Source organism: Streptomyces calidiresistens (assembly GCF_014141525.1).
Classification (GTDB): Bacteria; Actinomycetota; Actinomycetes; order Streptomycetales; family Streptomycetaceae; genus Streptomyces; species Streptomyces calidiresistens.
Map to the genome: position 1 here is coordinate 1 of NZ_VKHS01000076.1, position 11,941 is coordinate 11,941.

8 protein-coding genes and 1 CRISPR repeat array are annotated in these 11,941 nt (G+C 68.5%); all 8 genes read right to left on the reverse strand.

What is annotated here, in order from left to right; all coding sequences use genetic code 11:
* Positions 1-1,297: direct repeats of the CRISPR family, unit length 29 nt; unit sequence GTGTTCCCCGCGCGAGCGGGGGTGGTCCG.
* Positions 1,298-1,739: 442 nt separating this feature from the next.
* On the reverse strand, positions 1,740-2,057 hold the full coding sequence (gene cas2e, locus FOE67_RS05785) for a type I-E CRISPR-associated endoribonuclease Cas2e (RefSeq protein WP_182661123.1): 318 nt from the start codon (positions 2,055-2,057) through the stop codon (positions 1,740-1,742).
* 35 nt (positions 2,058-2,092) lie between these two features.
* Positions 2,093-3,154: a type I-E CRISPR-associated endonuclease Cas1e gene (cas1e, locus tag FOE67_RS05790; RefSeq protein ID WP_182661125.1), complete on the reverse strand. Its 1,062-nt coding sequence runs from the start codon at positions 3,152-3,154 to the stop codon at positions 2,093-2,095.
* Positions 3,155-3,165: 11 nt separating this feature from the next.
* The gene (gene cas6e, locus FOE67_RS05795; RefSeq protein WP_182661128.1) at positions 3,166-3,915 is read right to left on the reverse strand and encodes a type I-E CRISPR-associated protein Cas6/Cse3/CasE; all 750 of its coding nucleotides are present in this window, start codon (positions 3,913-3,915) and stop codon (positions 3,166-3,168) included.
* Positions 3,912-4,799: a type I-E CRISPR-associated protein Cas5/CasD gene (gene cas5e, locus FOE67_RS05800; protein WP_182661130.1), complete on the reverse strand. Its 888-nt coding sequence runs from the start codon at positions 4,797-4,799 to the stop codon at positions 3,912-3,914. Before cas5e ends, cas6e begins: the two co-directional genes overlap by 4 nt.
* Complete coding sequence (gene cas7e, locus FOE67_RS05805; RefSeq protein ID WP_228473586.1) at positions 4,796-5,977, reverse strand: type I-E CRISPR-associated protein Cas7/Cse4/CasC; 1,182 nt, start codon at positions 5,975-5,977, stop codon at positions 4,796-4,798. Before cas7e ends, cas5e begins: the two co-directional genes overlap by 4 nt.
* 72 nt (positions 5,978-6,049) lie before the next feature.
* A complete protein-coding gene (gene casB, locus FOE67_RS05810; protein ID WP_182661133.1) occupies positions 6,050-6,745 on the reverse strand; it encodes a type I-E CRISPR-associated protein Cse2/CasB in 696 nt (231 codons plus the stop codon).
* A 104-nt stretch (positions 6,746-6,849) separates the two neighbouring features.
* Positions 6,850-8,466 carry a type I-E CRISPR-associated protein Cse1/CasA gene (gene casA, locus FOE67_RS05815; RefSeq protein WP_182661135.1) on the reverse strand — a complete coding sequence of 539 codons (1,617 nt, stop codon included), beginning with the start codon at positions 8,464-8,466 and terminating at the stop codon, positions 6,850-6,852.
* A 299-nt stretch (positions 8,467-8,765) separates the two neighbouring features.
* Positions 8,766-11,705, reverse strand: coding sequence for a CRISPR-associated helicase Cas3' (gene cas3 / locus FOE67_RS05820; RefSeq protein WP_182661137.1), 2,940 nt, complete (start codon positions 11,703-11,705; stop codon positions 8,766-8,768).
* Positions 11,706-11,941 lie beyond the last annotated feature (236 nt).

The following is an 11,941-nucleotide window of genomic DNA, read 5'->3' on the forward strand; positions in this document are numbered from 1 at the left end:
GTGTTCCCCGCGCGAGCGGGGGTGGTCCGGGGGCGGGGGATGAGCGGGCCGGAAGGGGTACGTGTTCCCCGCGCGAGCGGGGGTGGTCCGGTGCTGTAGATGACGCCCTCGGCCGCGGCCCAGTGTTCCCCGCGCGAGCGGGGGTGGTCCGCCGACCGACACGACCGACACGTGTTCCCCGCGCGAGCGGGGGTGGTCCGAGCGACGCGATCACGGCCGATGGCGTGACCGTGTGTTCCCCGCGCGAGCGGGGGTGGTCCGCGCGAACGCCGCTCCAAGAGCGCCAAGGCGGCGTGTTCCCCGCGCGAGCGGGGGTGGTCCGACCCATCTCGCTCAACAGCTGCTCGCGGTCACGTGTTCCCCGCGCGAGCGGGGGTGGTCCGGCCCGTGGCGATCGGGATGCGCCAGTCCATCGGTGTTCCCCGCGCGAGCGGGGGTGGTCCGGGTTCCCGGGGCCGGCCGGCACGGGATCGGCAGTGTTCCCCGCGCGAGCGGGGGTGGTCCGCTGGTTCGAGACGACTTGCGTCCCCAGGATTCGTGTTCCCCGCGCGAGCGGGGGTGGTCCGGCGGTGAGGCGGTCCGGGAGGTCGGGGGCAGGTGTTCCCCGCGCGAGCGGGGGTGGTCCGGCCGCGGTGTGGTTCCGGGGGCTGCCGCAGATGTGTTCCCCGCGCGAGCGGGGGTGGTCCGCAGCGGATCGTCATCGCCACCGCCACGATCGCGTGTTCCCCGCGCGAGCGGGGGTGGTCCGATGCCGCGCACGGTGGAGGAGCTGGAGCGGCTGTGTTCCCCGCGCGAGCGGGGGTGGTCCGGGCTTCGCCCGGCATCCGCGGTGTGACTGCGTGTGTTCCCCGCGCGAGCGGGGGTGGTCCGCCCGCGGGGATGGCTGCGGAGTCGGGGCAGGGGTGTTCCCCGCGCGAGCGGGGGTGGTCCGGGCTGGGAGTACAAGGCCCTGCAGGTCAAACCGTGTTCCCCGCGCGAGCGGGGGTGGTCCGCGTTGGGGCGGTGGCCGATCATTCCCCGCACCGTGTTCCCCGCGCGAGCGGGGGTGGTCCGCACCTGCCTATCCCGGCGGACCTGCGGGCGGAGTGTTCCCCGCGCGAGCGGGGGTGGTCCTCGCTTGTAGAACGCCAGCATGTGGCGCTTCACGTGTTCCCCGCGCGAGCGGGGGTGGTCCGTCGGGGCCTCCTTCGGCGGCCGGGTCTTCCCCGTGTTCCCCGCGCGAGCGGGGGTGGTCCGTCGTGCTCCGCGGCTGTGAGGGCCCTCTGAGCGTGTTCCCCGCGCGAGCGGGGGAGGTCCGGCCCTCCCTGACCGACCTCCGACCTCCGACCGAAATGATCCGTGCCGCGGAGCGCAGCGAAGTTCCCGCCCTCCCCCTCCGACAGCGCCGAGTTGGTCCGCGGAGCCGTCGCTGGCCGCACCCTGGGGCGGTCACCGGTGAGGCCACACGACCTGCCGAAGTGGCGCGCCGAGACCGCGCGTCACTTCGCGGACTGCCGTGCGATCGTCCGCGAGGGCGCCGGGTTGGTCGTGGCTATTCCTCCGAGGGGTGAGGAAAAGGGCAGGGCCGCTCTGCAGGGTGGGGCGACCGCGCGACTCCCGCCACAGGACCCGTCCCGGTCCGTCTGACACCGGTTCCGGAAAAGTCAGTCGATGCCCCGGTGGCGGCGCAGCTCGGCCGCGCCCTTCTCACTTACGTGGTTGTGATTGCCCTTGCGATTCCCCAGGCGTTGGGAATCAGCTCAGAAAGGCGCTTCCACATCTTCCATGAACTCCTCCGGACGAAAGGCGACGAGGGTGAGGCCGTCGAAGTCGATCGGGATGCGTCGACGTTCGCCTGCCGTGAGAAGGGCGTAGCCCTGCTCGTTGGCCTCCGGGTGGATGAGCACTGCCGCGCCCTCACCCATGGACGCGCTGACCACTCGCCAAAGTTCATCGCGTACGCGCGCCGAAAGGGTGCCGACGTAGAGGCCGGGGGCGGGTTCGGTCATCCAGCGGGTGAGGGCGCCGCGGATGTGGTCGGGAACGGCTGTTGTGGAGAGAACGGTCATGGACGGCATTGGACGGCAGCCTTCCGGGAAAGAGCGCGCAGGGCTCAGTTCGGGCGGTCGAGGTCTTTTTCTTCGAGTGCTTCCTCAGCGGACTCGGGGGCATGAATCCGGTCTCCGTGATGCGCGTAGTTCACGCCGGCTGGGACGGAGCCGGTTTCCGGGTCCCAGAGGTTGACCATCTCTACGGCGTGGCCGTCCGGTATCTGTTTCGACTCGTCGGGGGCGAGGAGGGCTTGGATGTCCGCGACGATCCTCGGCAGCAGCCTGTACAGACGCAGCCCTTCTCGGAAGCCGCGACGGGCCATGGCCTCGGGGTTTGAGGAGTCGTGCAGTGAAAAAGCGAGAGGGATGGTGAGTTCGGCTTTGTAGAGGTCGGCGATGTCGTAGACCATCGCGTGCTGTTTTCCTTGGTGCACAAAGCCGAGAGCCGGTGAGCAGCCGAGGGCAACGATGGCGGCGTGGACAATGCCGTACAAGCAGGTGTTGGCCGAGGACAGGGCTAGGTTGACCGGGTCCTGCTCGTCCCAGGCCGCCGGGTCGTAGTTGCGCCTGAAGCGGCCGATGCGGTGTTGCTGGGTCAGGTGTTTGTAGAGGGCCTTGATCCGCTGCCCCTCCAGGCCCCGCAACTTGTTGAGGGGGGTGTTCGGTGGAACGGCGATGTTGAAGCGCTTGAGGTACATCTGCTGAGCCACGGCCAGGCGTCGCTCCGGATCGCTCCACTGGTGGACCTGGTGTTCGAGCCATCGAGTGGTGAGCGCGTCGGAGGTGGTGGCGGAATAGCAGCGGACGCCGCCGGAGCCGGTACACACGACGGTGGTTCCGTGTCGGGCGAAGGTGGCCATCGCGGGCTGGGTGATGGAGGTTCCGGGGCCGAGGAGAACGCAGGAAAGCGCCGATGTGGGCAGATAGACGCGGGTGGTTTCCCCGTCGGCGGTGGTGGTCTCGGCGCAGACCCCGGTGTCGTCCTGGACGATGCGGACCACGTCCGCGTACAGGAACGACAGCGAGTCGCCTACTCGGGGCAACATGGCGAGCGTGGGCGCGGCGATACGGCGTCGGGCCGTGCTCCTGTCCCGTTGGGAGCGGGAGGTTGCGAAGTCCGTCATGTCTGTTCTCCTCAGCCGTCTTGTCTGCCGGGGGCGAGGCTGAGCAGCCCGCATCCGTAGGATTTGCTGCGGCCGATGCCGTGCAGCAGCGCGTGGCGCAGGGCCCGGGGGTCCCGGACCGTCGCGGTGCCCTCGAATCGGGTGGCCTGGTGGGGCACCACGACGCGGTCCGTGGCCCGTTTGCCGCCGCCCTTCACTTCCCGGGGCTGGGCGCCGTTCCGGTCGGCGGGGTGATGCCAGGCGGTGAGCGGTTCCGCGGGCTCGGACAGGACCGTGTTCAGGGCGAGGCCGGCTGCCGTGGCCCGCTCCGTCCACCAGCGGTCGGCTTCTTCACCGTGGAGGGGGATGGCCTGCTTCCAGCGGCCTTCGGTGCTGTTGCGTCCACATCGGCGGACGGCGTTGCCCAGCAGTCGGTAGCGCACCGGGAGACCAGGGCTCAGGGCGGTGAGCAGAGCGTGTAGGCCCTTGGTCTGTGTTTCGGCGTAGTGGTGCGGCAGGCGTGTGGTGTCCGGGGCGATGCGGCTTTGGACGAGCAGGACGGGGACTCCGGTGCCGTCGGTCTCCAGGCGGAACAGGACACCGGCGCGGGAACGAGGGGCGTCGCCGAGGCCGTCGGGTACGAGGCTCATGACACGTCGGTGCAGGGCGGTGGCGTTTCGGAGATCCTGTTGCACCGCTCGGCTGGCGGTGTTGAGTCGCAGGCGGGTGAGCCATGCCTCCGTGGTGGAGGTGAGGTGGTCGGAAGATGTCGCGGTGGTCATGCCTCGGTCCGTTCGGACGTGGACGGATGGAAGTGGGCGGCCAGGGCGTCGAGGTAGTCCGGGCCGTAGCCCTTGCACAGATCGGCGGGCAGCGGGCGGCTAGCCGTATACGCCGGACGGCTGCGGTAGACGCGGTCGAGGGGTCTCAACCGCAGGGGTTCGTCGTTCAGGGTGGTGGCGGGACTCCGGCTGGATACCGAGGCCGTGAAATCCGCCGGGAAGGGCGCGTCCGCGGTGAACCGCACCGTGACGGTCGCGGGGGCGTCGTTTCCGTCGCTCTTCCCGGCGCTGTCCGGTGGTCTGTTCCCGGGGCGGGGTCGGGCCAGGGGGACGTGCAGCAATTCGGTCACCGGGTCGCGCACATCGGTGGCCAGGAGGAACAGGGCACCCGGTGGACAGGAGCGGCGGCCGAGATGGAGTGGCCAGTGGGGTGCAGCCAGAGCGCGGGCGCACTCGCCTGTCAGGTCCGGGTCGTCGGGGGCGGTGACGGCGACGGTGAAGACGGCGTCTGCCAGGTAGTGGCGGCGGGAGATGATGGTGGCACCCTCAAGTTTGCGTCGCTCTTGCTTGGCCGTGGGCACCGTGCGGTGGGCGGGGTAACCGCCCCCGACGCTGTGGAAGTCGCGCAGCCGGACGCCGGGACGGTCGTGTCGGATGGTGAACCGCAGGCGGGTGAGACGGGTGAAAAGCGTCTGCGGCACCGAAGTGTCCGGGGCGTCGGCGACGGCCTCCTCGCGGGGGATGCCGAAGGCGGAGGCCATCATGCCGATGAGTCCGGAGCGGGTGGGGTGGGCGACGGTGTCGCGGTCGGTGAAGGCGCTGTGCTCGCCCCATGACTGCAATGGCGTGCCGCCGAGTTGGATCAGGAGGCCGCTGCCGCTCACGCCGTAGTGCTCCCGTCCTGCGGCCAGGCGGCGGTCAGGGCCCCGGTCACCAACTCGGGGTAGGAGACGGCCCCGGAGCCGAGTCCTTCCCACTCGGTGGTGTCCTCCACGCCGGCGTAGGCGCTGTGGACGAGGCCGGCGGTTCCCAGGAGTCTGCTCACCTTCGCCGCGTATTCGGCCAGGGCGGCGCGGGAGGGCTCACTCCAGCCGGTCGACCCGGCCTTGATCGGCTTCTCGAAGGCCGCGGCCAGGGATACCGGCCGGTCGGAGCGGACGGCGACGTGGACGAGGTCGGGGATGCTGTGGGGAGCGGTGGAGTTCTTCTTGGCCGACGGCATGCTCTGGATGAAGGCGGTGAGGAACGCCTCGGCCAGTTCCTTCGCGGTGGCCGGGTCGGCGGTGTTCTTGGCCAGGTCACGCAGGTCGAGGGTGGCGTATCGGTAGAAGACGCCGCTGCTGTACTCACCCGTGTTCATGTGGGCGCTTCCCGCGTCGGTGGCCCACTGGTCGACGTCGTCAACGGCGGTGAAGAAGTCGGCCTGCACCGATGTGCTGTGGGTGGTGAAGGCGTGGGCGACCTGTACGGCGCCGTCGACTCCGGCGCCGGGGATTTCGGCGAGCATACGGCCGAAGAGGGCAATGGAGCCGTTGCGGGACTTCATGACCTCGTGCACCGCTTCCTTGGGAAGCAACGGCTTGGCCGCGGCCTTGGTGCCCAGCGCCTTCTCCAGTTTTTCCCGGTGTTCCTCCGCGATGTCGGCCAGCTTCTGGGCCGCGCTGTCGGGGAGGAACAGCAAGGAGGCGGTGATCAGGTCGTCCTTCTCCAGGTCGAGCTTGGACTCGGTGGAGCGGATGACCTGGGCTCCGGCCAGTTCGGCCAGGTCACGGGGCCAGTCACGTGCCGTGAGGGCCTTGGCCACCTGAAGGGGCAGCCGGCGGGAGCGCAGGGCCCGCTCCCCGATGCGTGCCTCGACCGCCAGCCGGGTCGGCCTCTTCCATGCCTGGCTCGAGACACGGGTCCTGGTACTGCCGCCGAAAGTCACGGTCTTGGGCGAGCCGAGGTCATCACGATTGACGTTGCTGAACGGCAGTGCCTGGAGGATGTGGACGTCGAGGAAGCGGGGGGCCTGCTCGGCGGGGTCCATCTTCGCCGCGGTGGAGGTCGTGGGCGTGGTCATGGTTCGATTCCCGGTTCTGTTCGAAAAGAGAAGTGGTGTGGATTCTTCGTGCGGTGGCGCGGTGGCCGCCGGTCAGTCCCCGCTGTGCTCGGCCGGTTCGGAGCGACGGAGAGTGCGGTAGTAGTCCTCCAGCCAACGGGTGGAGATCTCCTCGCGCCGGTGGGTCCAGCGTGCGATGTCGTACAGGAGGCGCCCGTGATCGGCGGGCACGCCCGTCGAGCCGAGCAGTCGCAGTACAGCGGGGAGCATGCGGTGCAGCCCGTCGGTCTCCTGCCGAACCAGGAGGTGCAGCCGTGATTCGATGCCGCTCCCCCGGCTCTTGTCACGGATGACGGCTTGCGCGAGGCTCGCGCCCAGACTCGTCCCCCAGGACGGTTTCCGGTCGGGGCTCGTGATGGCCATGGGCGAAGCCGTGTTGTCGGGTGGTTGCTCGGCGGCGGCTCGGCCGGTCCGAGTGGCGTCCGCGGTGCGTTCGGCCCGCGGGCGTGCCGCGATCAGCGCGGCTACGGCATAGTGGGCCCGCCGTTCCTCCCCTTGAGCATGGTCGGGGATGAGGCCGTCCCGCAGGAGTGCCGCGTGGGTCCGGGCCGGTACCTCGTGCACGGGTTTGGCCAGGCCACGGCGGAGCGCCTGCTGGGTGCCGGGACCGGCGCAGGCTTTGCGTACTCGTTCGACGAACGCGTCATAGGCGGTGAGGCGATCGTGGCGTGGCGCCGGGGGTGTCGGGTCGCCCGGGGGCGGGATGTGGTCCTCGTCGGTGGCGTTCATCCTCGGCTTCTTTCGCTGCTAATGGTCTTGTCGGCGTGGGCGGCTGGAGCAAAGGGCGGGCCCAAGGCTCGTGACCGCAGTTGAGCGGCCGGTTGTGGGGATGGTCAGCGTGCCGATCCGCGCTCCCGGGCGAGCAGAGCCCTTACCAGTCCGCGTGCACTCTCACGAGCCCTGGCACCGCGTGGTTCGGCGGCCACCGGCGCGGTGATGTCGTCGTAGATGCGCAGGGCGAGCCGTCCGAAGGACGGGAGGGCGTCGGTGAAGTCCTTGATGTCCAGCAGGTGCCAGAAGTGTTCTTCGGCCGCTGGCCAGTAAGCGGCCAGTGCGGCTTCGGGCCAGGGCCCCGTTCCTTTTGCCGGTCCGCTCTTCGAGGCTTTGGTTGTTCGTCCACCGCCGGGACGGTCCTCCGCGAATGGTGTGGTGTAGGCGCGCCAAGCGGTGCGCAACGCGGTCCTCAGGTGCCAGGCGGCCTTCTCTGCCGCGTCGCGACCTTCCTTGACCCCCAGGGCCAGCGCGGTGTCGGTTTTGCTCCCGGTGGAGTCGAGAAGGGGGAACAGCGGCGGGGTCATAGCGCTGAAGTAGGTGCGATCCCGCGTTTGGCCATCCTGGTCGAACCCGTAGGCGGTGACCCGCAGGTTCCGGAAAACCGGCTCGGGAAGCTGTGTCCCCGTCAACTCGTCGAAAATCGGTGGCCTGCGTCCACCGTCGCTCCGCTTCTGGAGGATCATGGCGTCCAAGTCGCGCCACAGCGCCCGTTCCGCGTCGGCGTACCGCGGGCGCGGGGTGCCCTCCTTGGTCTCGTCCCAGATGAGGTACGGGTCGGGGTGCTCGGGGCGGTTGACGCGCAGGGCCCAAGTGATCCTCGCATCTACTACGCCCTCTCCGTCCGAGTCGGGACGCAGGAGGATGGCATGCTGGTACTGCTCAGTGAGCATCGACAGTGGACCGGCCGCGGGTTTCGGCAGGGCGAGGGGACCGATCGGTTCCGTGCGTTCCCAGGGACAGGCGTCGACATCGTCATCGGTGCCCGACGGCCATGTGCCGGGTGCGGGGATGCCCAGCACCAGGGTCTCGTAGAGGTTCCGTCCCATCGGATGACAGGACAAACTGCGGCGCAGCGGTCCGGCCATGGTGTTGCCGTAACGCTTTCCGTCGACGATGCGCGGGGTGCACTGCCCGGATGGACCGTAGTAGAGCTGGGCCAAGAGGTGGAGCACCGCCTCCCCGGACGGGAGTGCCACCTGTTGGGCATCGAAGAAGTGCCCGAAGAACACCTGGTTGCTGCCTGCGGGGCGGGACATCACCAGCTTGTTGACCCCGGAGGAACCGGTGCACTCTTCCGCCAGGCGGGGGTCTTGCAGGAACGGCCGGGAGGGGTCGTGCAAGCGCAGCCCCTCCATGTGCTCGTCGAAGTACGCGACCACTGCGTCCGGGTCGAACCCCTCGCCATTCTCGAGGAGCTCGTAGCGCCGGTCCAACCAGGCATCGGTATCCCCCTCGACCAGCTCGCACAGACCGGTGATCCGGGCAGTCATGGCGTACAGAACTCGCATCAACCCGGAGGCAGCGGGAGGGACAACCACCGCCAGCCCTTCCAGCTCATGGGCACGGAGGAACAACCCACGCAGCCCCACCCGCTCCGTGACGCCGTTCACGGAGACGGGCACCCACGGTCGGAGGTCGAGTGGGAAGCGGTCGTCATCGACCGCATCAGGGGACATTCGGAAACAACACCCCGATCACGTGAATCACGTATGAGTGGATAGGGACAGCTGAATAAGGGAAGCCGTAGTCTGAGGACTTCCGCGATGAGCGGAGAGGCTCCGCGCAGGCGGAGGTGAGCCGGTTGAGAACAGGGACGGTTTGACTGCCCTGGGCTCCGCTCCCCGCGCAGGCGGGGGGAGACCGCAGCACTCGCCCCCTTCACTGGATGCGGAGGCGGCGAGTGCTGCGGCTCGTCGCGACGACACCAAAGTAGCTGACGCAGGCCTCATCTGATCCAAGGTTGAGAACAGGGACGTTAGCTTTTCGAATCTGATCGTCTTACGATCAAACCCAGTTCGTGGTTGTACGTAATCTGGTGCTCCCCGAGCATTGCCCCTTCCACCTCGTCACCCGTGACTCGCTGTGGGAGAAGGACGATGCGGGCCAGTCGGGGCTCCTTGCTCCACGCGACAGGAGGCTCGTTCGCTGGGCCACACGCCTGGCGCCAACTCCCGTGGGCAAGAGGAGCCACGTAGGAGAGCAGATCGCGGACCTCGGAGACGATGAAGCGTCCCTCGCGCCCTCGACCGAACTCGGGCAGCGCAACGCTGCACTCCCTGTCCAACCACTGTCCATCCCCGTTCTCGAACACGGGCAGCACCTGGACGGAATCGGCCCCCAGCCGCGTGCGAACCAGTTCTTCATCGGCGTCGCTGGTCGTCAGGGTGTAGAGGGAGGTGACCCGATGTGGTGGGGGCAGAGCGACCATGTCGGCCATGGCGCTACGAGCCATGTCGTCGGCCAACCGACGGAAGTCGCGTTCCATCAATTTGTCCGGGGCGACGGAGGTGAACTCCTCCGCATATACCTCGTCCACCAGGGACTGAACGTCATCGGGAACGGTGATCGGCGTCTTGCCGTGTCGGTCGAGAAGCTCCAGCGTGCGTTGGAGCAAAGAAGGCTGGTACACCTCTCCCCATGTCTTCGGCACCGCCAAGTGGCCGTCCCTTCCCACCGGGGCCAGGACGACGAGCCGTGGGGCCAGAGCCCAGGCGGGCCGAGGCGGCGCCGGATCCAGATGCCGCCAGATCCGACCGGCTCGCTGCAGCAGCATGGCCATGGGAGCCAGGTCGGAGACCATCAGGTCAAAGTCGAGATCAAGAGACTGCTCAATCACCTGGGTGGCGACCAGAACGGCGCCGCGGGGTCCGGTGGGGCGGCATACCCCCGGTTTGTCGGTGCGGCCGAACCAACTCTCCACCTCGGCGGTGATCCCGGTGCGGCGCCATGCCGGGAATCGAGCATGGAGCAGCCGGAGCCGGGGGCCGGCTGCGGAATCCTGCCGCTCGCCATCCTGCGTCGAACGATCGTCCCAACCGAGGTAGTCCGCCCCATAACGGGAGCGGTAGTGCTCGCGAAGAGCTTCATAGGTCTGCTGGGCCTCAGCCACGGTGGTGCAGATGACCGCCGCACACCCACCGCCGTCCGCCACACCGTCGAGTGCGTCCAGCACCGCGGCCAGTCGACCATCGGGCCGGTCGGGGTCGTAAGTGTGTACGGTGCGGCGGACATCCGCCACGAGCTCGCGCTCCCGTTCACTGCGAAGTGGGTCGGGCGGCTCGATGATCAAGTTGTCCCGCGCCGAGGCATAGAGCCACCCCGGGTAGGCCGGCACCGGCACCTCCCGGGAGGCACCGGAGGGCTCGGCACCGGCCAGATAGGACCGAACCAACCCACGCGCGATGTCCCCGGTAAGCGTGGCCGAGAGCAGTACGACGGGAACGCCCAGAGCACCCAGCCACTCCAGCAATCGAAGCAGCAGGGCGTGGGTGTAGGCGTCGTAGGCGTGGGCCTCGTCGACAATCACCGTCTTCCCGGCCAACCCGAGGTGCCGCAGCGCGTTCCGTTTCAGCGGCAGGACGCCCATCAGAGCCTGGTCAATCGTGCCGACGGCCAATGGCGCCAGGATGCCCCGACCGCGGCTGCGCAGCCAGCGCCCCGCCTCCACGGAGACCCGAGCTTCTCGCCCGGCCCCCGGTTCGCAGTCGGACAGGACCCGCGGCTCGGGAACGTCCGTGGCCCCGTCGGACGGTGGCCCGGTGTAGGGGAGGTACAGCTCGGCCGCACCGTGCAACAGGGTCAACGAGGCCGAATCCAGTAGATTCCGCTCCGCGAACTCCACCAGCCTGCCGTACATCTGATTCGCCGTGGCCTGCGTGGGGAGGGCGAAGAACAGTCCGGCGCTTCCGCAGCCGGCTCCCATCAGTGAGGCGGCGTAGAGCGCGGTCTCCGTCTTGCCGTCTCCTGTGGGCGCCGTCACGAGCAGGATTCCCGGCTCCCGCAGGTTGGTGCCGGACAGCCCTTCCGCCACGCTCAACTGCAGTGGATAGGGGGATCGAATCCGGGGGAACAGGTCATGGAACCCGCCGGTTTTGAAGGTGGCTCGTCCCAGACCGGCGTCCTCCACAAGGGCAGGCGCCATGCGTTCCGCGTTGCGGGCATGGAGTCGCAAGGTGGGGAGGGAGCCGAACTCCTCCTGCTTCTCGATCAGCTTCTGCTGAACCTCGATCACGTGCTCCTGGCTGGCAATCCAGTCGGAGACGATCACCATGCCGGCAACCACTACCGCTGCAGGCACCGGCATCGCACGACAGTCGGGCACCGCCGGTCTCCCAAGCACCTCATGCAGGGCCTCGGTGTGCTGCTGCCGTTGCTCCGCCCACTCACCACAGCCGAGTTCGGGCATACGGGCCGACGGGTCACGCAGATCCCGCGGATCACTGTCCGATGGGTAACGCCCGTGATGGCCGCCCAAAATCTGAGCCACCTGCACCGCCAGGAGTTTGGCCAGGCGGCCCCCTGTGGCTGGATAGCCGAGTTGGAGCAGGAGTTGCGGCAGGGCCGCGTGGGTGGCGTTCTCGTGCCGTGTTCTACCGGCCTTGGCATCCTCCTGTCGGTCGTGTGCGTACCCATCCTCGGACAGGAACCTGCGGTGATCCGGCCTTACTTCGAGGATCATGTCCTGGAACTGCGGCATGATTTTTCCCAGGTCGTGCAGCCCAGCCCAGAACATGACGATTTGCCTGGCAGTGGACGCATCAACGCCCAGGGCTCCGGAAATCCGGTTGCGCTGACCCTCGCTCAGAACGTGGCCCCACACGGCTCCGCATACCATCGCCGAGTCGATGAGATGCCCGATGACGGGATACGGCTTGACCAGCCCCTCGGATTTTCCGTGCAGCCGCACATCGACCATGTCACGCCCTCCCCGATGTGACTCCCGGAGGAGGAACTCCATCACGCCCCTCTGACAATATGGGATGGTGATGATGGCGCCCGCTGGTCAAGGAATGGCAAAGTCCTTCTAGGGCGCGTATCGAGTCGTGATCATCGGGTGGTCCGGGTGAGGTCTTTGACCCAGATCATCGAGGCGCGCAGGTGGAGGCCGGCGAGGTAGCTGTCCGGGGTCTTGTCGTATCGGGTGGCGATGCC